The sequence below is a fragment of the Moellerella wisconsensis genome (assembly GCF_022592395.1).
Classification (GTDB): Bacteria; Pseudomonadota; Gammaproteobacteria; order Enterobacterales; family Enterobacteriaceae; genus Moellerella; species Moellerella wisconsensis.
Genome location: NZ_CP093242.1, coordinates 122,660 through 148,943 on the forward strand (window position 1 = coordinate 122,660; position 26,284 = coordinate 148,943).

Annotated in this window: 19 protein-coding genes; 10 read left to right on the top strand and 9 right to left on the bottom strand. The window is 33.0% G+C overall.

Annotated elements, in window-relative coordinates; genetic code table 11:
• Nucleotides 1-10: 10 nt before the first annotated feature.
• The 3 genes from MNY66_RS00540 to MNY66_RS00550 all read left to right on the top strand — a co-directional run bounded on the left by MNY66_RS00540 (nt 11) and on the right by MNY66_RS00550 (nt 4,897).
• Nucleotides 11-2,506, top strand: coding sequence for a TcfC E-set like domain-containing protein (locus MNY66_RS00540; protein WP_047255979.1), 2,496 nt, complete (start codon nt 11-13; stop codon nt 2,504-2,506).
• Between the two features lie 13 nt (nt 2,507-2,519).
• Nucleotides 2,520-4,127, top strand: coding sequence for a hypothetical protein (locus MNY66_RS00545; RefSeq protein WP_047255980.1), 1,608 nt, complete (start codon nt 2,520-2,522; stop codon nt 4,125-4,127).
• Nucleotides 4,128-4,222: 95 nt separating this feature from the next.
• Entirely contained in the window at nt 4,223-4,897 is a 675-nt protein-coding gene (locus tag MNY66_RS00550) for a fimbrial protein (RefSeq protein ID WP_241501229.1), read from the top strand.
• A 159-nt stretch (nt 4,898-5,056) separates the two neighbouring features.
• Here MNY66_RS00550 and MNY66_RS00555 read toward each other — a convergent pair whose 3' ends face one another.
• The 7 genes from MNY66_RS00555 to MNY66_RS00585 all read right to left on the bottom strand — a co-directional run bounded on the left by MNY66_RS00555 (nt 5,057) and on the right by MNY66_RS00585 (nt 11,480).
• Nucleotides 5,057-5,335: a helix-turn-helix domain-containing protein gene (locus tag MNY66_RS00555; protein ID WP_241501230.1), complete on the bottom strand. Its 279-nt coding sequence runs from the start codon at nt 5,333-5,335 to the stop codon at nt 5,057-5,059.
• Nucleotides 5,336-5,402: 67 nt separating this feature from the next.
• Entirely contained in the window at nt 5,403-5,921 is a 519-nt protein-coding gene (locus tag MNY66_RS00560) for a fimbrial protein (RefSeq protein ID WP_241501231.1), read from the bottom strand.
• 50 nt (nt 5,922-5,971) lie between these two features.
• On the bottom strand, nt 5,972-6,532 hold the full coding sequence (locus MNY66_RS00565) for a fimbrial protein (RefSeq protein WP_241501232.1): 561 nt from the start codon (nt 6,530-6,532) through the stop codon (nt 5,972-5,974).
• Nucleotides 6,533-6,546: 14 nt separating this feature from the next.
• A complete protein-coding gene (locus tag MNY66_RS00570; RefSeq protein ID WP_241501233.1) occupies nt 6,547-7,638 on the bottom strand; it encodes a fimbrial protein in 1,092 nt (363 codons plus the stop codon).
• A gap of 15 nt (nt 7,639-7,653) precedes the next feature.
• Nucleotides 7,654-10,200, bottom strand: coding sequence for a fimbria/pilus outer membrane usher protein (locus MNY66_RS00575; protein WP_241501234.1), 2,547 nt, complete (start codon nt 10,198-10,200; stop codon nt 7,654-7,656).
• Between the two features lie 7 nt (nt 10,201-10,207).
• Nucleotides 10,208-10,894, bottom strand: coding sequence for a fimbrial biogenesis chaperone (locus tag MNY66_RS00580; RefSeq protein ID WP_241501235.1), 687 nt, complete (start codon nt 10,892-10,894; stop codon nt 10,208-10,210).
• Between the two features lie 61 nt (nt 10,895-10,955).
• Nucleotides 10,956-11,480 (bottom strand): fimbrial protein, encoded by a 525-nt coding sequence (locus tag MNY66_RS00585; protein WP_241501236.1) that lies wholly within the window; start codon nt 11,478-11,480, stop codon nt 10,956-10,958.
• 571 nt (nt 11,481-12,051) lie between these two features.
• On the opposite strand from MNY66_RS00585, the gene MNY66_RS00590 reads away from it, so the two are divergent.
• From MNY66_RS00590 to MNY66_RS00620, 7 genes are all read left to right on the top strand, one after another.
• Nucleotides 12,052-14,064: a hypothetical protein gene (locus MNY66_RS00590; protein WP_241501237.1), complete on the top strand. Its 2,013-nt coding sequence runs from the start codon at nt 12,052-12,054 to the stop codon at nt 14,062-14,064.
• 96 nt (nt 14,065-14,160) lie between these two features.
• Nucleotides 14,161-15,438 (top strand): hypothetical protein, encoded by a 1,278-nt coding sequence (locus MNY66_RS00595; RefSeq protein ID WP_047257179.1) that lies wholly within the window; start codon nt 14,161-14,163, stop codon nt 15,436-15,438.
• Between the two features lie 435 nt (nt 15,439-15,873).
• Nucleotides 15,874-16,137: a SemiSWEET family transporter gene (locus MNY66_RS00600; RefSeq protein WP_156171070.1), complete on the top strand. Its 264-nt coding sequence runs from the start codon at nt 15,874-15,876 to the stop codon at nt 16,135-16,137.
• Between the two features lie 821 nt (nt 16,138-16,958).
• Nucleotides 16,959-18,002 (top strand): phosphogluconate dehydrogenase (NAD(+)-dependent, decarboxylating), encoded by a 1,044-nt coding sequence (gene gnd / locus MNY66_RS00605; RefSeq protein WP_047257181.1) that lies wholly within the window; start codon nt 16,959-16,961, stop codon nt 18,000-18,002.
• A 2-nt stretch (nt 18,003-18,004) separates the two neighbouring features.
• Nucleotides 18,005-19,432, top strand: a complete 1,428-nt coding sequence (gene zwf, locus MNY66_RS00610) for a glucose-6-phosphate dehydrogenase (RefSeq protein ID WP_047257182.1) — start codon at nt 18,005-18,007, stop codon at nt 19,430-19,432.
• Nucleotides 19,433-19,956: 524 nt separating this feature from the next.
• Entirely contained in the window at nt 19,957-21,129 is a 1,173-nt protein-coding gene (emrA, locus tag MNY66_RS00615) for a multidrug efflux MFS transporter periplasmic adaptor subunit EmrA (protein WP_047257183.1), read from the top strand.
• Nucleotides 21,130-21,146: 17 nt separating this feature from the next.
• A complete protein-coding gene (locus MNY66_RS00620; protein WP_047257184.1) occupies nt 21,147-22,676 on the top strand; it encodes a DHA2 family efflux MFS transporter permease subunit in 1,530 nt (509 codons plus the stop codon).
• Between the two features lie 84 nt (nt 22,677-22,760).
• On the opposite strand, the gene MNY66_RS00625 is transcribed toward MNY66_RS00620, so the two are convergent.
• Nucleotides 22,761-23,828 (bottom strand): fimbrial protein, encoded by a 1,068-nt coding sequence (locus MNY66_RS00625; protein WP_047257185.1) that lies wholly within the window; start codon nt 23,826-23,828, stop codon nt 22,761-22,763.
• Nucleotides 23,828-26,284, bottom strand: a complete 2,457-nt coding sequence (locus MNY66_RS00630; RefSeq protein ID WP_241501238.1) for a fimbria/pilus outer membrane usher protein — start codon at nt 26,282-26,284, stop codon at nt 23,828-23,830. The genes MNY66_RS00625 and MNY66_RS00630 overlap by 1 nt, the downstream gene beginning before the upstream one ends.

A 26,284-nucleotide genomic window follows, 5' to 3' on the forward strand; every position in this document is an offset into this window, starting at 1 on the left:
GACTTTAATCATGCGTAAGAGTGTTATTGCTTTATCAATATTAAGTATTATTTTTTCAAATACGATTAATGCCAATGAAATGAAAAGCATTAAAATTGGTGGATATGTTATTCCTCCTGCATTTGTAAATGCATTGGAAGAAGGCATGTCTATACCAGTTTTCTTACGATTAAGTGACGATGCTAAAAAAAATCAGAGTGAAGGCAAAATTGCTGATGCAGTTATTGTAATTGATCAAGATAAAATTAAGTTATCGAGTATTCACTTTATTGACAGTACACAGGGACCTAAATTAAAAGATTTAATAGTTGATAAACTAGAAAATACACAAAATGTATATTTTGATGAAAATAATAGTATCATTATTGATAGTGATGCATTACTTCAACTCAATATTTCATCATTTAATCTATCATTAGATGTAGATAAATCCGCTTTTGTGCCTAAAGAACATTCAAGACAATCTGTATTAGGTCGTTCTTCAGTTAATTCACTTTCAGCTGTAGCGAATTATGATTTAGGGGTGTTTCAAAGCAAAGTAAAAAATGCAAAAAACTCATCTAGTAGTTATTTTAATTTAGATACTTTATTTGCTATAGCAGAGAATCATTTTAATGTGAATGCTTCGGCATATAGTATTGGAAAATCCAATTCTAATGTTGAACTTTATCGGGCTATGTATGAGCGTGATTTTAATGGATTACGCTTTGTGGTTGGTTTGATGAGCACATGGAATTTACAGTCAATTGCTAGTTTAACCGCACTTAGTAGTAGCAAAATTTATGCAGCTTCAATTGGGAATAACTCTTCTAGTATTATTAATAATAAACAACAATCATTAACGCCAATTTATGCTTTTTTAAATAGCCCAGGTGAAGTTCGTATTTATCGCCAAGGAAAATTATTAAATATTCAAAATTTCCCAATGGGTAATTATGAAGTTGACACTAGTATTCTACCGTATGGTATTTACGAAGTAACGATTGAGACAGTTGTAGATGGTAAAATTGTCACAACTCAGAATCAAACTATTAATAAATCTTTTGGAGCCATAGCCGGTAACTTTGATAAATTAAATTGGGAAATTTATGGTGGCTATGTGGACTTCGATAAGAAGAATTATGTAAGAGGCGATAATTCACATGGTCGAACACCAGATAAAAGTTATTTAGCAGGAGCTTCTTTTGCTTATAATTTTCCTGTTTTATCTGGGATCCGGTTTCAAATGTCAAATTATGGATTTGATAAATTTCTTGTCCAAGAAACTAGTCTCAATGCATCTATTAATGATTATTTATCTGTTTCTTGGCAGGGCTTGTTGGAGAATCATGGTAGCTATCGTAATATCGGGACTATATCCATTAGTATTCCTGAAGGATATGGCTCACTGTGGGCATCAAGAGAAAAGACTGTTATTAAGGGTGATTTACCACTTTATGATGCGGATAGCTATTCTTATGGTGGAACGTTTAATTTAGATAAGATTATTGATCGCGCAGGTTCATTTACTATTAGTAATACGAAAGACCGTCGTATTGGTAGCGATTCAATTAACTATGAATATGCGAATACATTATTTTCCGGACGTTATGGTGTTGTTGGATTAAGAGCAGGTGTGCAGCGTTATCACTATGATAATCAAAATAGCACTAATGAAAAATATATTAACTTTGATTTCTCTTTACCACTTTCTACATGGTTAAGCTCAGGTATCTCTTCTACTAATGGAAACCTTAAAGCTAATATTTATGCCAATAAGAATTTTGAGAATTCAGCAATCACTAATGCAGGGCTTTCTGTTTCTAAATTAGTACATGATAAAGATAACGGAGAATCAGATTTTTCAACGCTGGGCTATGCTTCTTATGATATGAAATATAACTCAGGTACAGTGACAATTAATCGCCCGGATAATAATCGCCTTAATGGTAACTTAACATCACGAGGCTCTATTGCTTATAGCGACGGTATGATTACGCCAAGTGGGCAGCAAGGTAAATCGGGAGTTATTATTAATTCTGATATTAAAGGCAGCGGAAGCATGGTCGCTAAGGTTAATGGACAGAATTATTCAATTAGTGGAAAAAATACATTTATTCCATTACCACCATACTCAAATTATGAAATTCAATTAATGAATAGTGGTCAGTCGTCAGACAGTTTTGATATTGTCTCGGGTCGAAATAAATCTGTCGTATTGTACCCGGGAAATATTGCACTTTATCAACCAGAAGTTAGGCAGTTGGTAACTGTATTTGGCCGACTAAAATCACCAGAAGGTGAATATATAAAATATGCATCAATTAGAAATCATATTGGCCGTACAAAAACAGACCAAAATGGTGAGTTTTCGATGGATGTAGATGTCCGTTATCCAGTGATATCGTTATTACAAGACGATCAACGGACGATTTGTGAAGCAGATTTAAACCTTCAAGGTGCACGCGGTGCTTTATGGGTAGGCGAAGTAACATGTGAGCCTCAAGAAGCATTTGCAAAAAGATAATAGGGCTTATTTTATGAGAAGAATTTTACCTCTTACATTAACGATATGTGTCTTCATTAATTATTTTATTAGTTTTAGCGCTCAAGGAACAAATGTAACTAATAGCTACGTTTTTATTGAAAATAATGTAGATAACGAATTCTTCATTACACCAAGAACAACAGATCCTCGTTTTTCTGGATCAAATAAGTATACTCGGTATGCTAGTTCTTCACAGCTTAGTCTCGGCTATATGGGGTATGTTAATACATCAATTCAAGCTAATCAGAATATAGATATTTGGCTAGAAAATTCACAAATTGACAAACCATTTACAGGGAATCGGTGTATGAGAGGCTATTGTTTAGATAATAGTGGTTACTGGCCTGCTCAATATATTGGAAAAGATGGTGCTTATAAAATAAGACAAAGTAATATTAATGGCGAATCTTACTATGCACGAGGAATATTCAGTGATTCTGCATATCAATATTTTCTTCAATTACCCGTAGGAGTTTCAGAGACCTATAGCTATAGATCCTGTATGACTAATATTGATTATGATCCAAGTAAAGGTGAATCTTGTCGCAGTGTTGGTGGTAATATTATAGCCTCTCATGAATTTAATATAACAAAATCAGGACATATAAAGTTAACATCAACAGGTGCCTTACAAGAAATTTTTATTGATACTAATGGTAATCCAAATATAGGCTTAGGATCTCAATTTTGCCGTATCGGGATTATATCAAATCAAAATGGTATTATCTGCCAAGTTATTGACCATGAAACAAAAGGCGATATATTTGCTAACATTAGATTAGGATTAACAATAAATAGAACATTAATACCGTTTACTCCTGCAGCTAATACAATACTAATTGGCCCGGACGATGGTAGTAATAGTTGGTATAATTATAATACTACATATCCAGCAAATTATTATGTTAAAAGTACGAATAACCATGTTTCTATATTCTTATCAAATACATTTTTAAAACGATTAATTACATCAGGTGTTGACTTTACTAATAGTCAAGAATTTTTCACTTTTTCGTTTACAAATACTGCTGTGCCTCAATCTGGATATTATGAATTTACACCATCAAATACGCTCATAATAAAACCTCGAGATTATGGAATTAGTATTATTCCGGCCGATTTTAATCCCAATCAGTCTAAAACTGGAAAAGTCGGGAGTAATGAACCATCAATTGAGTTTAATTATATTGTGACGACAAGTGGACCTAGACAAGCAGATTCGATAACAGCTAAAGTTGATGGACCAATAGTAACTTTAAAAGGCCAACCTTTTTGTCTCTTTAGCTCAGATGATGACCAAATTAAAGTACCATTTTCCGCTTATCTTAGATTCACGAATAGCGATGGAACAAAAGGGTTACATAGAGCCAGTTGTGACGGTAATGAAATTTCCTTGAAAAATGCCTTATGGGAAGCAACTCCATGGGATAAGCCTAATGAAGATATGGGTACTTTTTATAGAATGAATTTAGATTTATCATTTCCGATGGATGACTCGTACTCATTGTTTAGCTTAGATGGTGTCGATTGGTTAGGTACTGTCTCTGCAAGTGGATTGGTGACCGTAAAAGCAATTTGGACGGGGCCTGATATTCAATAAGTTTAATCATAAGATGCTTAAGCTATTTGTTGATCTTCAAGTAGCTATATTTATTAAAATAATACTTTCTTAAACTTGATCTTGAAGATTTAAATATGAAATTAAAGCTATTAATTAAAGCTCTATCATTAATATCATTTTTTTTACTATATAATAATTCTTATGCATTATATATTAACTCCGATATTTCTTCAATGGAATCCACCCAGCAATTTTATTCTAAACCATATATTAATAATACAACGAAAACTAATTTATATAACTTTAACGTTTATAAAATTGATAGGCCTGGTAACAATGAGAGTGGAGAACCGGTTGAGAATGGTGAAATTATATTTACACCACTCAAGAAAATCTTATTGCCGGGTGAGCAAGAATTTTTTAAAATTTTCTATCGAGGAAAAGAAGATGATAAAGAGCGTTACTATAAAATAACTATTAGTGAAACACCACTTGAAATGCAACATGATGAAGCTAAAAAGAAGAAGTCATTATTTTATCCTACCGTTAGTCTAGAAACATATTTTGTCGTAAGGCCTAAAAATGCTAACTTCCAGTATGTTCTCAATGAAAAGGATGGAATACTAAAAAACACAGGGAATACTTATTTTAGGGTACTATTACATGAAAATTGTCAGGAAGATATTGATGTAGAGCCTTATGTACTGTATTTACTACCTAACCAAGTTTTTAAACACGAACGTTTAAAAAAGAAAAGTAATAAGTATATTGTAATTTTCGATAAATATTATTCAATAGGTAATTGTTGATAGTTTTATTATTTATCTTTAATTATATATAGGTAATTAAAAAAATATCAACCATGCTCTAAAAAATAAAGCTTTAGTATAAGAGTATGGTTGATAGATCTAACTATATTAATATTAGTTAAATTAATGGAATAATGATTTTTTAGTTAAATGGACGATTTACTTATTCATTGAATATATAATGAAATTATCGAGCTTATCGATATGTAAAAAAAAATCTTCTTCTAAAAAATGTGCGGCTGGAATATTAAAAATAACAGATAACTGTAATAAAAAGACTACTGTTATTTTTACCGTTCCAAGTTCGTACCTTGACATTTGTTGCTGACTTATTCCTATTTTAGCGGCTAGCTCATTCATTGACATATTGTTTTTTCTTCTTTCTCGTCGTATTGCTTGACCTATATAAACATTAATATTACTAGCGAAATCACACATTAATTTTTCTCCAAGATAAAATAGCCATAGCAGTGTTTTATAGATATTGTTCTATAGTATTAATGGCTTATTTATAGATAATATTGAAATCGGTAACTCCATTAGCATGACCAGATATAGGTACTTCAGTGGTATTTCTATAACGAGCTGAGAAATTTAATATATTTTGATGCTGTTTAACTTCTTGAGCAATGGTAAATTTTCCATTTAAGGAAATATGTTCACCGTTATAATCAAGTAGTTCAATTGCAACATTTTTAGCTGAGCCAGTTCCCATTAATGAAATGAGTTCAGGAGCATGGATATCACCTTCACCAGTAAATAATATTGCTAAAATAGGTGAAGATTCTATGGAACAATCCTCTAAAATAATTTGGAATGGTTTTGGTATTGACACCCCTCCATTAATTAATTTAGCAACAGCAATTTGACCTAAGTTTATTATTTGATTTTTGCTTTCTGTAGCAACAACACAAGGGCTATTGATGATATCACCATTAAAATAAACAGTTCCATCTTTTGCTTGTATTAATGTCGAGCAGCTAACAAATAAGCTAAATAAAAGAAAAAATATTTTATTTTTCATTACTGTTTTCCTTAACAATATATATAGTCAATAGACTAAACAAGTTGTGATTATGAAAACTCAAAATCTATTGTCATGGCAGCTTCTGCTAATCCTTGTTTAATCATATTTTCTTTTCTAATATAATAAGCGAAAAAATTTAAGATTAGAGTTAATTTGGGACCACTCCATTCAACAGAAGGTGAATCTGTCGTATAAATATTTTCCTCACCGGGTATTATTGGGCTGTGTGTATTTGGATTATCTGAAATTCCATTATAAATAACGAGCCCAAAGCCTTCAGTGTGTTCATCTCCTTTATTAAGAGAAAATATATTATTATCTGTAGGATATGCTTCACCATTAAAAATCAATGAAGTTTTAAATATTCCAATACAGTTAATTAGCTGTATTTGAAAATCAATAGGAGGTGAAGTACTATTAATTTCTGGAAACTCACTCGCTTTATAGTCACCAAGTTTTACAGTGCCACCTTCACCAATAAAATCTATTTCACATTCACCAGGAGTAATTCGTCCTATAAAATTAATATCGCCGCTAACATTAGCATATGTAACAGTGGCATATTGAATTAAGAATAGGCTAATAAAAAAATAAAGAATTCTTTTCATGATTAATAGTCCAATTAGTCAATAGTTAGTAATAAAGTGGCTGTGCCTGAATAATCGGCAGGTGATAAATTGTTACCTGATGTTCTTGTTGGATATGAACGTAAATTAATAGTAGTTTCATTTTGTTCGTTTAAATTAACTTTAATATTACTATTTTCATTTGAAGGTTCTAAAATATTATTATCTTCGTCAGTGATAACTATGCCTAAATTATTAATAGGCTTGTTAGTTTCATTATTAATAGTTGCAATTGAGTTAGGTTTATTAGCGTTTGTTTCTGCGGTCAATCTCATATTTATTTTAATATTTTCATTTATATTCTCACATTTTATATCAACAGGTATATTTACAGATTTCCAGTCTTCAGGCTGCTCTCCTATATTTTTAAACGCATTCGCAGGAACATCCCCCAGATCAATGGTTAAAGGCGTCTTTATTTCGCATGAGGTAGGTAATGATATCGTACCAGTAAGATTAATATCATAAACTTTATAATTTCTTGCATGAGCAGCAACACCAAAATAAACTTCTGCAACAAATTGATTAATCGTTATTTCACCAGTAGCTCCTGGTAATAAGTATAATTTAATTCGCATTTTAGATGTCGTTGCGGCTGGGACAAATATATTTTGTTCAGGCTGGGACTCTTGGCAAATTTTCATTGTTCCCGATGTTGGAATATCCATGCTCATTAAATTACCAGTTAAATAAGTGGTTGAAGAGCCTGGTGCGTTAGCATAACCCAGAGTTACTAATCCTGAAAAATTCACAAATGGGCTATTTGTTTGTAATAAAATTTCGCCTGACGATGCTTTTACTGGCGAATTTATCGCTGGTTGGCTGATTGGATGTATTTCTGTGTATATAGTTTTAAGATATCCATTAGAATTTTGATTTTCAACACAATTACAACGTACATTAATAACATTAGCCGCATTATTTACTTGCTCAATTTCTTGTTCCGGATTATTGATTGCGGCAAAGTCAAAAACCCAATTTGATGGGGTATAGGTTTCAGTACATTGATAATCAAGCAGATCATTATCTGCGAATGAATATGATGATATCAATACTGAAAATAAGACAGTTATTAAAGAAAATTTCATATTAATCCTATAAAGTTAAAGACATTCACCAGATAATTGAATGATTCCGCCAATACTATTCTTGCTAGTTTCTTTAAGGTCGTCAGCTGTTAAATTTTTGAATTTGGCAATACAAAAATCATTATCACCCCATTGAGCTTTAATGTTTTCTAATTTATCAATTCCATTTAAATAAACATCATTGTTATCACCGACCATAGATTCAACAATATTATTATTGTTAATATATACCGCCGATCCAAAAGGAATTTTTGATTTGTTATTTCTATCTAGTTTAATTAAAAATCGATATCCAATTGATGTGGCAAACTTGGCTTTTACTATCGCCCCCTTGGTTGGAATAACAGTTACAGCAGTCTCATCTAAATCTATATTATCGCCAAGGGTGGTAGCATCTAGCATAATTCTATTTTTTCTATATGGACTTGAATAGGGCAATAAAGCATACCCACGATAATCAGTCGATACACCGGTATTATTTTTAACTCGAGCATGTGCTGCACCAGGTGCAGAAACTAGTACAGAAGTCGTATAAAATGGTTGAGATAAAGTGAGTCCATCCTCATGAGCAATAATGGCACCTCTGATACCATAGCTTAAGGTATTATTATCTTTAGAATAGCTGTATCCAATATTTGATATATTATAAGTGCCTTTATAATTTAAGTTTGTACTACCACCTAGATTGCGACTATTATTATTATAATATTGCTGAATACGATAGGAGAGGTTATTATCCTCTAATAATGTTCCATTTACGCCAATATTTGTATTATAGCTATTATTACTACTGTTATTATAGCTAGCTGTCATCCACATTTTTTTATCTAACAAATCCAATGGAATTGAGGCGGTCAAGCTAATATTATTATCACTTTTTTTATTAGATAAACTTTTTTCATGTCCATAAGACATATTATATGAGATGCCTTTAATCGATGTGTTATAGCCGACTTGTATTCTTTGTGTCGATTCATTATTCCAAAAACTGCGATGAATATAGCTTGTATAGAATGAACCGTATTGATTTAAACTTTGAGAAACAGATAATTGAAATTGACTTTTTTTATGGTATCTATTTGAAAAAAGATATCCTTGTTCATCAGTTTGATTATTATTTGGATATATTGAATTATGTTCATTAAATGTATAGAAATTACTGGTGCTATAACGATATCCCATTAAGCTAAAATGAGTACCTACCTCAGAAAATGATTTAGAATATAAGAAGCGTAGCGATTGTCCTTGTTTTGATTTCTCATCATTAAATTTTGAATTTGATGATGTTATATCGATAGAAGCTCCACCAAATGATTTTAAATTTTTACCAATACCGAAACTAACAGCCTGATAATCACCAGATAATTGACTACCACCATATAATGTTAATCCATCGGATAAACCGTATAACAATGAAAATTGAGAGAAGTAGGGTTGTTCTTCTTGATTATTATTCTCATATTTTCCGACTACTGCCGTATAATTTAAACGTCCTTCACGTTGTAATAGAGGAACGGTTGCATAAGGTTGTATAAAACGTGTTTCAGTTCCATCTTCTTCTTTTATTGTTACAATTAAATCGCCACTTCCAGAGGATGAGTAGAGGTCATTTATAACGAATTCACCAGGTGTAACTGTCTTCTCATAAATAATATTATTATTCTGTCTTACAGTAATTAATGCATTCGTTTTTGCAAAACCTCGAATTGTGGGGGCGAATCCACGTTGGCTTTCAGGATACATTTCATCATCAGAAACCCATTTAATACCTCGGAAATTAACACTATCAAAAATACCATCAGAAACGTTAGTATCACCAATAAATATTCTTGATTTTATTGAGGATATACCACGTTCTACATAGTTAGATATATTATTCCATTGTTGATTACTATTATTATTTCTCCAAGTAGAATTATTTTTAAATCGCCATGGCCCTGCATTTATACCGGTTTGTAGATTCAAAAATTGATTATTATTATTATATTTTGAGTTAACCGATTTTTGTCCAGAAAATTGATAATTTAGTGTTAATGCATTGATACCATCATCCCAAAGCTCGGGAGATACAAATCCTCGTGCTTGGTTATTGAGTGATGATTGTGGAAAAGATAAAAATAGCTGTAATTTTTCGATAGAAAAATCGAAAGAAGCTCCAGGATATTCATCATGAAACAATATACATTGTGGATTATCGGCTAACTGTTCATTTTTATTTTTTTTGCTGGGTAGAATCCCTAATTCACTGAGTTGTTTTTGTGTAAAGCAGGGAAACAAAATATCTTTATTATTAATATTTATTTTTTTAAATTTAACATCTGTTGATTGCTCAGTTTTTTCTTTATTAAGATAAAGATCTACATTATAAACTCCTTCAGGTTGCAATTCATCATTATTATCAAATTGAGATAAACTAGAAATTATATTGTCATCTATACCTTCTAAAAAACTAGGGTTAATATTTGCATCAGAATATATGGAATGAGTAATTAATAACGTCAGAATTGATATTCTATTCAAATTTAATGTATGAGGTAATAGTTTCTTATTTATTGATGACATAATATTCTCATTTTATCGAGGTAGTTATTTGTTCACTTTTACTTCCAAGATCGTTAACTATTTTAAATGCTAAGTTGTCACCTGTTTTTATCTTTATTGATGTATTTTCTGATGAGAATGCAAGGATCATCGTTGAGAACGAGTTTTTATTATTGTTTATTAATAGGTTATCAATGGTTATATTATAAGGTGAATTATTTTCTATAGATAAAAATCCATTACTTTCTTTCCATATGATTTTTTTAGCACTTTCAAAAGGAGTTCCCGATAACCCCTTAGGACGATAAAAAAGTTTTAATTTTGTTTTTATGGCTATTTGTAAGCCATTCTGTAAACCATTTTTTGGAATTGGAGGTATAGCTTTCATATTTAACCAAAATACAGTTTCTCTATCCTGAGGTAATGCGGTTTTATTTATAATTCTCACCATGTTTTCTTTGTTAGCATTAAGTTTAAATAATGGTGGTGTTAATATAAAATCATCAACTTTTTTTCCAGCAACATCCTCAATCCAAGATTGAATTATATAATAATTTTCTATGCCTCTATTTGAGATCGAGATTGCAGCTTCTTTTTTATCAGCATTATAGATAATTCGTGTTGTACTAACAGCAATTCCGCCTTGGCTATTTGCATAGACCGAAAAAAATAATAATAATGATAAAAATGGCATACAAAAATATTTTAATTTCATAGTTATTGTTTCCAATGGAAATTTCTTACTGAGTGTTTTTTACTCAGTAAGAAATTAAATATTATTTATATGTTAGATTAAAATCAGCTGTACCATTAGCATGACCGATCTCAACATTTTCACCGATCTTTTTATATTGAGCAGCGAAATTTAGGATATTTTGATTAGCTACTAAATTTTCTTTTGTAAAAGTTTCTGTATTTAAAGCAATAGCTGAGCCCGTTTCATCTAGTAATTGAATACCGACTTTCTTAGCTGAACCAGCACCGCTGAGAGTAATTAATTCAGGCGCTTCTTCAGCTCCCTCTCCTGTGAAACCAACTTCAACAGATAGTCCTGCATCCGCGGTAATATCACATTCTTCAAGAATAATTTGGAATGGAACTGGAGTAGATACTGTATCCTTTAGTAATGATGCTCTTTTTACTTGTCCTAATCTTACTAATTGATCCTGACTTTCTGGATTCACAACGCATGGACTATCAACAATATCCCCAACAAAGCGGATAGTGCCATCTTTTGCAAATACATTTGTACAAAATAGTGTTGTTGTAATAATAGTTGCGGCAATAACAGTCTTTTTCATAAATTATCTCTATAAGTAAATTAAAATTAATTGGCGTACTTCTTCCTTTTGATAATAAATATCAATGAGCACTAAATTGAATCCATTCATTAATTGGTATGGCATTCTATTACCAAATATTAGTAAAAGAAAAATATTGTAACGTCGTTTACTCCCATTTAAGATAAATTAAGAGTGTTGAACCACATTATGCTTTTCAAGTAATATAAAAAACTAGGGTGTTTGTAAGGGAGGGTGAAAAAACTATTAATTTTTATTGCAAATAATGTTGCATTATTGTGATGATTCAGGCTGGAGATAAAACAGGAGGCTCAAAGAGGTAACTGATTGAAAATGGTTGTTTTAAAAAGATTACTATCAAATAGTATCAGTTTATATTATTAATAATTTTATATGTTGCTATTTAAATTAAAATATTAACTATCGTAAAGTAATATAATCTATTTTATTTTTTTATTTATTATTGAATCCTTAGTTAATTAAATAACATTTTATTTATTATTTAATTTGGTTTTTTTCTGTTTTTGCTCTAGAGTAAATAATTAATGAATAAAGTTAACAAGGAGGTTTAATGTATAATCATCAACAGGACCCATCCCCAGAAGTAACCTTTGATTTTGATTCATGTCAGCAAGTATTTAATATACAACGAGATGAATTAAATAATAATGTGGTTATATCTGCTGAGGTTATAATAAAAGGAATAATTTCTCATTCAGGTATACCTATAGAAGAACCTACCAATGTTATTAATATGACTGTAACTTTAGGAGGGGAGTTTGATATTGGTATAGAGCTTAAAAACTTTAATTTAGATATTCCAGAATCAGGTGATAGCTTAATTATTGAAAGTGTGGACTTTCCTAATAACCCATTGATAGCTGGATTTATTTGTGAAAGTGGTGAAAATAATTATGATCTTTATTTTAATGTGTTTATTAATGCAATGCCAACGTATTGTTATGTGGGAAAAATAAATTTCGATATAGTGAATGTTAATGTAATATCATTAGTTATTAAAGATGAAATAGCGATTGTTTGTTTGGAGTATTTTAATCCACTGTGTATGAAAGCTTTTTTATCAATTGGTGAAGATAAAAATAATTTAATTCCAATTGACATAAAATATATTGGGAAGGCAAGTGAGGATACTCCATTAGAATATTGGTATCGTTACTTAGGCAATGTAAATTTATCAATAGAAAATATTTGTGGTTATGATAAAACATTATCTATTATAATTGTATATAATGAAGATATTAATGGTTCATTAGTATGTAATCCATGGGAAGAAAAGGAATTTAAAAGTGAAGAGATTATTGAGGGGAATTGTTTATCCCCTGAATATGGAGATGAAGGACTATATAAATTAAATGAATTAGATAACCGACAGTATAATTGTAGTGCCATCCATACACATAAATCAGCTTATATTATCTCTTCTTCTTCAGTTTACATCTCAGGAAAACATCATGCTAATTTAAGTATGATTACGCCTAACGGTGCAATTATTACTGTATTCGAAATTCAAGATACCAATACAGGTGATCATTATGATATCGATTTAGTTGCATTACAGGTACCTGAAGACAATGATGATTTTGTTGCAGTCTGGTCCTCAGGGACAACTGCTGCAAGGAAAATTTTTGCTCAGCGTTTTCATCCTGTACTCAATAGTATTCAGCCTATTGGAATGCCTATTTTAATTTCAGGAAATGATGCAGTTTCAGTAGCCCCTCGAATATCTTTTAATAAAGAGACTAACAAAATTGCCATAATTTGGGTATCTGTTACAAATAAAAAAATCTGGTTAAAATTATTCACACCTATATTAAATGATGCAAGTGCTCCCTCTGAATTTATCGGACAATTTATAAATCAATATTTTTCATCTTCCTTATATATGCATGATGACAATAATCAAACAGGTTATGCATTAGATATTGTTATTATATCTGGAGATCAGGATGAATATAGTAAAGATAAGTTTTTTATTGCATTAAAATCAACAGATACATTAATAAAAATGTTTCTATTACAGTCTGTTAGAGAGTCAAGTATATTAAATTTATTAGATATAAAACCTTTTAATACATTCTTTGATTTTGAGGATAATAAAATTGCACATTTTGATATGGAATATGATGCTAAAAAAAATAAATTGATGTTTGTTTATGGAAAATATACCGATGATGATATTTATGGCGTAGAGATACCTATTTTTAGTCATAATCTACAAAAAGCGACGCCTCGAAAATTAAATATTGAAGCATATGATAGTTATCGCCCTAGAATATCAAGATCACCAAAATATCATTTAGGAAATGGAGAGTATGAATATCGTTATTTGGTTGCGTGGGAATCTCAATTATATGGTATTTATTATAATATATTTTCTGATCTATTTATTCCTCAAGGTGCGGAGGATGAAATACAGCATGATGATAATGATACAGATAAAGCACAACCAATAATAACTGATAATAAAATAGTTATTATTATGGAAGCACGTAAATTTAATGGTTCGGCAGTTCAAGGGACACGTTCAATTCTTTTTTCTATTAAGAATAGAATAATCCCTTAATATTTCATTAATATATAATGGGAGGTTAAAGCTTTTGATAATGGTAAGAATAAATAAAATATTTCATTCAATCTAATCTAAATAAAGGACTTATTTATGGCTATTAACACTAATTTTCCTGCTGGACTTAATATTTTATCAAATACAAATAATAGAGCAAGTAACTGTACATCAATAAAAACATTAGCTTCTGGTTTCTTAGTTAGCTCATTTACTGAATATGTAGGTGGAAAATATACAGCTAATTTAAAAGCTCTATCACCTTCGGGGGCAATTATTCCAAGTATTATTATTCCTGATATTCGTCCTGGTGATCACTTTGATATTGATTTAGCTGAAATTTCAGGTACAGATGACTTTATTGCTGTTTGGTCATCAGGAACTACCTCAACTCGTCGAATTATTGGTCAGCGGTATAATATATCACAAAGTGGGCTCTCAACAGTTGGTGGTCAAATTGATATTAGTGGTACTAGTGTTGTCTCTGTTGCTCCTCGTATTTGTTATAATATAACTACGAAAAAACTCTTAGTAATTTGGGTTTCTGTAACTAATAAAACCATTTGGCTGAAATTATTAAATGAAGACTTGTCCGATGCGAGTCAGCAGGTTGCTGCGACGGGTGAATTAATGAGCCAATATTTTAATCTATCGTTAAACATGCATGATAATAATGTTCATACTGGTTATGCAGTCGATATTGCATTAACTACAGGATATGATACTCCAGCATTACCTGGAATTAATAGCCGTGAACGTTTCTTTATTACACTCAAAGGATCTAGAACATTAGTAAGATTGTTTTATCTTAATTCATATAAATCTTCAACTAAAGATTCAAAATTAGAACTTAATGAAGTTATTTTACCCTTTGATTTTGAGGATAAAGAAGTCGAACATTTTGATATGGAATATGATGCAGTTAAAGATAAATTAATGATTGTTTATGGTAAATATAATGATGATGATATTTATGGATTAGAAATATTATTATTTAGCCAACCTAAAAGCGTATCATTGCTAACAGAGAATACATTAGAATTAAGAAATATTCCTAAAAAATTAAATATTGAAGCTTATGATAGCTATAGACCTCGTATTAAAAGAACTAATTCTGAAAATATTAATACAGGCTCTTATGAATATATCGTCGCATGGGAAACACAAAGATTCGGTATTTATTTTAATCGTTTCTCACATGAATTTATTCCACAAGGTGCTGAATTAGAAATCCAGCATGATGATAGTGATACCGATAAAGCACAAATTGTTATTTCAGATAATCAATTTGTCATTGTGATGGAGGCGCATAAATTTCATGGTTCACCAGTACAAAACACACGAGCTATTTTATTTAACACAACCAATTTTTAATCTTAGATTAATAATTTAAATTTTATTTTAATTTTCATCAAATATATATAATTTCTAATATATAGACGTTAAATCTGTAGGCTAAAAATTTTATTGTGGGTTTTTATACCCACAATAAAATAATCACATGTCCTCTAACAATAATTATTGATTGTTATAATTAACTTCGTTCTAAGTTATTTTTTACTAACTGATATTTAGTAGATATATAGCATTATTTAAAAATTAAGTAATAACAATTAGTCTATTTAATTAGATCTTAATGCTAACAATAAAAATTATTAAAAGCTAAAATTTGTTATGTCTGATAGACATTACATTAAAAATATTATACTTTCATTACTGATATTTTTTTGTACTGTAAGATAATGAGTTGGATTTTTAGTTTTCGATTGGATAACCAGTAATATTATAAATATTATCTTGGAGGATCAGGTGTCATCAACTAATGCACCGAAGTATGTAAGTTATATTGGCTGGATAGCAACATTTACTGCATTTTGTATGTATGTATCCTATATTCCTCAGATTATGGATAATCTTGATGGCAATAAAACCAATCCGTTACAGCCAGCAGCTGCGGCGATTAACTGTATATTGTGGGTATGGTATGGGCTCAAAGTAAAAGATTTGCCTGTTGCTGTAGCAAATGCGCCCGGTGTGATTTTTGGTATTATTGCCTGTTTAACCGCATTTTAATAATCATCATTTGAAATTAAAATCAGTGAAACAAGGCCCGTGGATTATTTGTTATTCTATATTATCTACTGGTTTTGTAAGCTGTTATTTGATTTATTTTTTGATTCTATTATTCAACAATGCAGTAAAATATTATTTACAATTATTGGATAATGATTAGCATGTAGAATCCAATCATAGTAACCCTTTTGCGATAGCTTCAATTCTATTTTTATTTTAACTTTTGTTTAGACTTCTTGCCAAGCAAATAAGAATAATTCTTAATTGTATCTGGCTATTTATTCTACTATTTAGGTTAGGCTTTATTGATTTTTTCGTTTATCTGAGTCTACTAAGACTGCATTTCATCTCCTCATTTCCAAAATTCTCATCGGACTAATGGAAGGCTATAGGCATATAGCTAAATATAAAAAATCAATCTAATGTCAAGACACAAATAGATAATCTTTTTAAGATTTTGTTACACTCAATGTAAATTAATTATTTGTTTTTAATATTAATGTAATAAATTTATAATGATTTCATACCTGAAGGTTTTAATTGAATTTATTCTTTGAGTAATTTTATTTCTTGGTATAAGTTTAATGTAGATATTAAATCCACCATCATAAAATGAGCAATTAAATAATTAATTTCATGGTGAGGATTATTTTAAATATTAAGTGCTCTAGATAAAAATAAGCTATGAGCTTAGCTAGAAAGATTGACTCTCATTATGCGGTGCTGTTTTTTATAATTCTAAATTCTGTTATTTCCAGCGCATTTTGGTGATCAATCTACCGATTCAACTTTGGGTAGTATCAGATTTTGGAAAATAATATATGAATCAATCATCAGTATGTCAGCAATTAGGTTTTATTGGCTTAGGGCGTATGGGCGCAGCAATGGTTCGACGTATTAATAATGCCGGTGTGGAATGTGTTGTCTACGATCATAATCCAGAGATTTGTCAGCAATTGCCGGATAGTGTTATTTTTAATAATTCGCTTCAAGAACTGGTAGATAATATGCCTACACCTCGACATATTTGGCTAATGTTACCCGCCGCCGTCGTCGATTCGGTCATTACTCAGTTATTGCCACTATTAAGTGCGGGTGATACGTTAATTGATGGTGGGAATTCACATTTTACTTTAGATATTCAACGTGCTAATCAATTGAGATCTAAGGGAATTGATTATATGGATGTCGGGGTCAGTGGTGGTGTTTGGGGTGAAGAGCGTGGATATTGTCAGATGATTGGTGGCCCTAAAAATCGTTATCAATATTTAGAGCCTGTTTTTCGTGCACTGGCACCGGGGATTGAAGCGGCGCCAAGAACCGAAGGAAATACCGGGGAAGCCTCTCCTGCCGAGCAAGGATATCTTTATTGCGGCCCTAATGGCGCAGGACATTTTGTAAAAATGGTGCATAACGGGATTGAATACGGGCTGATGGCTGCTTATGCCGAAGGGCTAAGTATTCTTAAACATGCTGATTTAGGTTTGCAAGCGGTAGATGCAGATGCGGAAACCGCACCACTTGAGCATCCAGAGCATTATCAATATCAATTACCGGTTAATGAAATCAGTGAGTTATGGCGTCGTGGTAGCGTTGTTGGATCATGGCTATTAGATTTAATTGCCACTGAAATGCATCATTCGCCAGATTTAGAAAATTATGCTGGCCGTGTCTCCGATTCAGGTGAAGGCCGTTGGACATCCACGGCTGCGATTGATTTGGGCGTTCCTGCTCCAGTATTAACGACTGCGCTATATTCACGTTTTGCTTCGCGTGATAATGATTTATTTGCTGATCGAGTTCAATCAGCCATGCGCCATGCTTTTGGTGGTCATCAAGAAAAATCCACGCAGTCGCAGGAGTAATTATGGCTAATTTATCTTTAATGATCTTAGGCGCTAGCGGCGATTTAACTAAACGCTTGCTGATGCCTTCGTTGTTTCGCTTGCACAAATTGGGCTTGATCCCAAAATTGAATATTATTGGATATTCCATTGATAAATGGGATAGAGATGCGTTTCTTAAACATATTCATGATGCGTTGCAGCAGTTTATTCCTGGATTTAATGAGGCTGATTGGGCATCTTTTAGTCCGCATCTTGATTTTATCAGCGGCGAGTTATCCGCTAAAGATTTGCAACAAGCCCAAGAAAAACTTTCGCCCTCGGCATTATTTTATTTAGCGCTACCGCCAACCCTATTTGGGCAAGCGGCTCAAGCGATTGGTGAAGCTGGGCTGGCTGAACAAACAGACGATAATTGGCGTCGTTTATTGATTGAGAAACCTTTTGGAACGGATTTAGCTTCTGCAGAAGTGCTACGTACACAAGTTCATACGCATTGGGATGAATCGCAGGTTTATCGTATTGATCACTTTTTAGGCAAAGAAGCGACCCAGAATTTAATGATTTTCCGTTTTGCAAACCGAGTGTTGGCACCAGTATGGAATGCAGAACATATTGAACAGGTTCAGATTAGTTACGCTGAAACATTGGGGGTAGAAAATCGTGCAGTATATTACGATCGCTCCGGTGCAATGCGCGATATGTTACAAAATCATTTGATGCAGTTGCTTACCTTAACCGCAATTGAACCGTTAGGACGTTGGGATGGTGAAATACTGCGTGATCATAAAGTCGAAGTGCTGAAATCGATTCGTCCAACGGAGAATATGCAGATCGATACTTGGGCTGTTCGTGGGCAATATTGTGCCGGCCAGATAGATGATAATTCAGTGGCTGATTATTGTAATGAGCCGGGGGTTCCGATTGATACCAATACTGAAACATTTGCGGCTCTGCGATTAGAGATAGATAACTGGCGTTGGAAAGGAGTGCCATTTTATTTACGCAGTGGCAAGCGGTTAGCTAATAATTATGCAGAAATTGCCGTGCAATTTCGAGCACCAGCAGGTGCGCTTCCTGGGGATATATCGGTCGAAAACAATTGGCTGGTATTCCGCCTTAGCCCAGAAATGGGAATGGATATGCATATGACGGCTAAGCTTCCCGGTATGAATTTACAAACTCATAATATTGTCCTTTCGGCACCATATACCCAGCCTGGGCAATATGAGGTTTCAGCTTATGAGCAATTATTAATTGATGCCCTTAATGGTGATCGAGCTCATTTCTTGCGTTTTGATGAAGTCGAGTGGGCATGGCGCATTATTGACCCGGCGTTAAAAGCTTGGGAACAGGGTATGCCAGATTTATATAAAGCGGGAAGTGAAGGGCCAGAGAGCCAGCATCGAATTATGCGCTCAGGACATCATTGGCGTTCGTTATTAGGATAAAAAACAATAATTCTACTGAGGTAGATGTTTGAATAACGTTAGGAGTCGGCATTTTTTGTCGACTTTAACGTTATATTATCTTTTAGGTATATTCAATAGTGGATTAAATAGCCATTATGGTCAAAAACTATTTGAATATACTAGATTGCATGTAGATGTAAAAATTCAATTAAAATAATGTTAATTACTGAACTGTTATTCCAAGTTTATATGAAAGGTAGATCTATTGTTATCTATATATATTTAAACAAGTAATATATTTATTTTATTAACGCTATATCATTACCGATATTTTATTAAAATCAGGTTATTTAATATTATATTGGTAAATTGAATTTATCCATCTTAATGTGAATGTGTTTTTTTGCTAATCAATAATAGATTGGTTTAATTTGTCTTTCTGTCTTTATATTATTTTTGATTCTAGATTAATATTTATAAATAAAATCGTTGTTGATTTATTGCATTTCCTCCGTGAAGATAGCCGTATAAATTTATAGGTGAAAATATTTTAAAGGGTCATTATGGATCTCAATACTAACTCGACCGCTGATAATCAAAATAAGAAAAATGAGAAACGTAGGAAGTTTTGGTTAGTACTTGCGTCAATCATTTTTATTTTATTATTTCTCGCCTATGGCGTTTATTGGTTTATGGTTTTACGTTTTCAAGAATATACCGATGATGCCTATGTTTCTGGCGTTCAAGTACCGATTATTGCACAGACTAATGGTAATGTGACGCAGATTAATTATGAAAATACCGATTTAGTAAAGGCGGGGGATGTTTTAGTTATTTTAGATAAGACTAATGCTCAATTATCGTATGAGCAGGCAAAACATGAGTTAGCCAATGCAGTGCGCCAAACGCAAGAGCGTTATATTAATAACGATGAATATAAAGCTGAAATCCGTAAAAATGAAATTTCATTATCTCAGGCACAAAAAGATTATCAGCGTCGTGCGACTTTGGGGCAAAAAGGAACAATTTCCAAAGAAGATTTACAGCATGCTAAAGAAGCCGTACAGCTTGCTCAGGCTGCATTAGATATTTCGATTCAACAATATAACGCGAATCAGGCATTGCTTCGTAATACCCCATTAAAAAATCAGCCTGCGATTCAACAGGCCGCAGATAACGTTCGTAATGCATGGATTGCTTTGCAGCGTACCGAAATCCGCAGCCCAATGAGTGGATTTGTTTCTCGACGCAATGTACAAATTGGCTCTGAAGTGAGTCCACAAAGCTCATTAATGGCAATTGTGCCAACTCAGCCAGTTTGGGTAGATGCTAATTTTAAAGAAACACAACTCGCCAATGTTAGAATTGGCCAGCCGGTGAGTATGACCAGTGATTTTTATGGTAGCGATGTGGTATATCACGGAACAGTTGTCGGTTTAGATATGGGAACCGGTAGCGCATTTTCTTTATTACCCGCCCAAAATGCGACGGGTAACTGGATAAAAGTGGTGCAGCGATTGCCTGTACGAGTGGAGCTAGACCCTGAACAAGTGGCTAAATATCCATTACGCATTGGTTTATCGATGAATGCCACTATTGATATAAAAAATCAAGAGGGTCCGGTATTAGCGCAAGTTCAGCGTACAACGCCAGTTTTTGAAAGTGATGTATTAATTCTGGATTTATCCCCAGTTAATAATGTTATCGATAATATTATTAATAACAACTCAAACTAACCTGAAAAGGAGCTAGTGTGGCTGCTATTCAAGCACTTAAGGGTGGCAAGTTGGTTTGGGCGACTATCGCTTTATCCTTGGCGACCTTCATGCAGGTACTGGATTCAACGATAGCTAACGTAGCAATACCAACCATTGCCGGCGATCTTGGTGTTTCTGTAACGCAGGGCACCTGGGTGATAACTTCCTTTGGCGTCTCTAATGCGATTTCGATTGCTATCAGTGGTTACTTGGCTAAGCGATTTGGCGAGGTTCGGGTATTTCTATGGGCAACGGCCTTATTTACCGTATTCTCTTTTACTTGTGGCGTTTCTGATAGCTTAGAAATGTTGATTATTTTCCGCGTGTTACAAGGCGCGGTTGCAGGGCCGGTGATCCCTCTTTCTCAAAGTTTAATTTTACGTTGCTATCCACCTAAAATGCAGAATATGGCATTAGCTCTATGGTCGATGACTATTATTCTGGCACCGGTTTTTGGTCCTATTTTTGGCGGCTATATTAGCGATAATTTCCATTGGGGATGGATCTTCTTTATGAATATCCCGCTTGGTATCTTTGTGGTACTGGTCGGCGGTTATATTTTAAAAGGTATGGAATCGACAGTTACTAAAGTACCATTTAATGTGATTGGATTAGCATTATTGTCGGTTGGTGTCGGTTGTTTACAGGTGCTGTTAGATAAAGGGAAAGAATTGGGTTGGCTGGCCTCAAATGAGATTATTATCTTAGCGATAATTTCAGTTATTGCCTTGGTTTTCTTGGTTATTTGGGAATTGACTGATAAAAATCCAATCGTTGACTTGGCGTTATTTAAATCGAGAAATTTCACCATTGGTACGATTTCCGTCAGTTTAGCCTATATGGCTTATTTCGGCGCAATAGTGTTATTGCCGCAGTTATTACAGGAAGTTTACGGTTATACCGCGACTTGGGCCGGTTTAGCGCTCGCGCCTATTGGGCTATTACCGGTATTACTTTCGGCGCCGGTAGCTAAAATTTCTGATTATGTTGATATCCGCTGGATTGTTACTTGTAGCTTCGTTTTTTATGCTATTTGTTTTTATTGGCGGGCATATACTTTTGAGCCAGATATGGGCTTTATGTCGGTTGTCTGGCCGCAATTAGTCCAAGGAATGGCGGTTGCATGCTTCTTTATGCCATTGACCACATTGACATTATCAGGTTTACCACCAGAGAAATTTGCGGCGGCATCCAGCTTATCTAATTTTTTCCGTACCTTAGCTGGCTCGATAGGAACGTCGATTACCACAACATTATGGAGCGATAGAGAATCACTACATCACAGTCAACTAACTGAATCTATTACTAATTATAACCCTGAGTCGATAGACATGTATCGAGAACTGGCTGCTAAGGGGATGAGCACGGAGCAATCCTCGACGTATATTGCACAACAGATAACGAGCCAGGGATTAATTATTGCAGCTAATGAGATTTTTTGGCTATGTGGTGGTGTATTTATTTTGCTAATTGTGACTGTTTGGTTTGCTAAGCCACCTTTTGGTAGTGCCGCAAATAAAAAATAGTCCTTTAATACAACCTAATTTTGTTATTAATACGAAGAAGGTCCGTCCAGTTAAAATTAACTGGGCGGATTTATGAATAATGAATTAAAAATAGTCTAAATTAACAATAGCTGTTGTATTTAACTGGCCCGCAGATAATTTATTTTTATTATAAACTTGATAATAAGCTTGTAGATTTAAAGAAAAATTATTTTCTAATTTATCGCCTTCTTTTTTATTCACTAATAGCGTGGCCTTTTCTTGCTGTCCTTGTTGTGAACTAAAAACTACAGCATTGTTTAAATAACTTAAACCAATCCCTACGCCTTTTGCTGCTTGATGACTAGGATCGATCATGATTTTTTTATCATTAGTTAAATGAGCGCTACTTAAATAGGCTTTAATCGGATTAGAAGTCTTATTGTTTAAGGTAAATGAACAGTTGAAATCTAACGAAAAAGGAGTAATTCCTGTTTTATTGTCACTCAATAATGTGGTGCGATTAATTTCGGGTAGAGTCACGGTTGTGCCTGCATTAGTAAATTTACATGTCGTTTCTTTATTGTTAAATTTAATTACTACGGACTGAGAGAAAAGATCGCCATTATGTATAGGCCATCTAAAGGTGGTAATAAAAACCCATAAATCTTTAAGAAATCGAGTGAATACTTTTATATCACTATCATCTGTTGCGATAATTAAATTATTAATTAGAGCCTGGTTGTTGCCATGCGCATCATATATATTTGATGGATTAACCCATCCATCATATGCACTAATTTTTATGATAAATTCTGTATTTAATTGGTTTGCATTGTATGTGTTAGCTTCTTTATTTAAAATTATTTCACGTTTTGAAATATCTAACACTTTAATTTCTAGTATGTTTTTATTATTTAATTTTAAATAAATATTTCGGTCTAAATATTTAGATTCTAACCCTGAAATATTAACAATCTTATTTTGCTTAAATAATCCTGCATAATCGCAATAAATAGAGCCGTTATATAGTGTTTGATAGGTTTCTGTGACTGAATTATTTAAATATAATTTATCGCTGACGTCGATAATTATTTGAGGCGCCTCGCTAAAAGTATTGTTGCAACTAGCTTGTACCAATAATGGACAACCAAGAGTGAAACATAAAGCAAGAAACAGATGTAAGGATTTCATTAATGTTGCTCTTCGAGGCAAATATTATGGGGATCATCCATAATTAATTCTGGATGACTAATCGTACATTTTGTTTGCGTTTCTTTATTGATACTAATAAACAGCTGTTCCGGAAGTTTATCGGCTTTAATGAATATGGTACTACCTTGGCCGACGTAGCCTAAAATTTGATTATTCTTATCGGTAACTTCCGTTCCAAAAGGCAGCGGCTTACCATTATCACGATAAGCTCTAAAAATATAATTATGACGTTTATCTGTTTTAAACTCGATATAAGTTATGGCTCCCGCATAGGGAACGACATCTTTAATATTTCCGATTAGTTCAGCAGAATCTTCCTCTAAATTAGAAGAGTCTAACATTACCGCATTTTTACGGTACGCTGATAAATAAGGGACTAATGCAATACCGTTATTATTGGTCGTCATAGTTTTATCGCCATTAATTGCTGCATTTTTAACCCCTGGTGCATCGATAATCGCAAAGGTTTCGCCTAATTGATTACTGGTTAGAATACCACCGCTAAAGGCAACTAAACTTCCACTAGCTCCTAGTCCCAATTGTTGATATTGGTCTGAATGGCTATAGCTTGAATTTAACGTCGCAATCTGTGTTTTATACGATAAACTACTATTTAATGTCGTATTTCCTGCATGTTGATGCGCAAAGTTTAGATTATAATTGAGTTGATGATGATCCCCTACAGTGCTACTTATACCAATATTACTATTATTATATTGACCATCATTAAAGCCCACGTTAGTCGTCATATAAGCTTGTTGCTCAAATAAAGAGAAGGGGAATGAGAGATTCAAATAATAGCGCTGTTCAGGTTTAGTGCTTTCTTGGGAATTATCGCTGTGACTAATTCGGCTAGCTGTAATTGAGTAATTTATCTTTTGCCAATTATTGTTATAGCCCAGTTGAAACTCTTGGCTATTATTGCTCTCTCCCCAGTAATCACGTACTGTACCGGAAACAAAAATAGAACCAAGATTTTGACCGAGATTTTGATTCATGTTGATATTAAAGGTATTTTTTTGATGAGAGTAATGACCAGCATAATTACCTTCTTGAACCCAATTATGCAAAGCAATACTATCACTCAGAGTTAAATAATCCTTAGTTGAATATCGATATGCTGCTAATGAAAAGTTAGTGCCACTCTGATTAAAGTATCGACTATAGGCTATTTTATAACTTTGACCTTTTTTATTTTTAATTTCTGAGAATCGGCTTTCTGCATGGGTTATATCAATCGATAAGGCTCCAACAGGTAAATTAAAGCCTCCACCGAGTAGCACTGAATAATAGTCTTTACTAACAATGGCTCCATTATAACCGGTCAGTAGATTATTAATTCCGTATTGATAACTTGCTTGAATAAAGTTAGGTCTATTTTTGCTATTATCTATTCTGGCTTCGCCAGCAGTAAATTCATATTTGCTCATTCCTTCTTTCAGCATATTGGGTACAGCTGAAAAGGGCACAATAAAGCGATTTATACTACCGTTAGCCTCTTTAACCTCAACATTTAAATCACCACCAGAACCTGTAGGTAGCAGATCTTTAATTGTAAAGGGACCCGGTGGTACACTAGTTTGAAAAATAAGAATATTATCCTGATAAATATCAATTACTGCATTTGACTGTGCAACGCCATGAACTGTCGGAGAAAACCCTTGATAGGCATCGGGATACATTCTTAAATCTGTTTTTAAGCTAATACCGCGGAAAAAAATAGAATCAAAGGATTCACTATTGGTATAACTATCGCCGGCACGTAATTCAGAATTTATTGAGGGAATACCTTTTTGTACATAACGATTATTGTTATGCCACTGACCAGCATTCTGATTATTATAGTTATATATTGATTGATCTCTGAACTGCCAACCGAATAAATTAATTCCACTATTTAAAGATATATAGGCGCTATCATTATTATTGCGTGAGCCGTTTTGTTTATTTTGGCTATGAAAGTAATTACTATTATAGGAAACAAAAGCTCCTGAGATACCTTGATCCCAATAATCAGGGGATATATAGCCGTTCATATGCTGTATTAGATAGGCTTGGGGAATATTAATATTTAACTTAAAACTGGCAACATCAAGCTGGTAACTCCCATCGTGTAAGAAAGATTTTAGTGGAAGATACTGCTCTTTATTAGCAATTTCGTTATCGACCTCAATCCCTAAATTTTCAATATCGTTTGAAGATATTAATACATTATGATTATTATCGACTAATTGAACGGGAATACGTCCTCTCCAATCGTTATTAACATAGATATCGAGTTCATATTTACCGTCTGCCATCAGGGTATTTTGTTCAAAACGAGACAAATCTGCTTTCGCCGATTCCCCAGAAAGGAAATCCATATTAAAGCTAGCGGCTAGAGCGGATGACTCTAAACAGAGAATAGCTAGAGGTAAATATGTGATTTTTTTCAT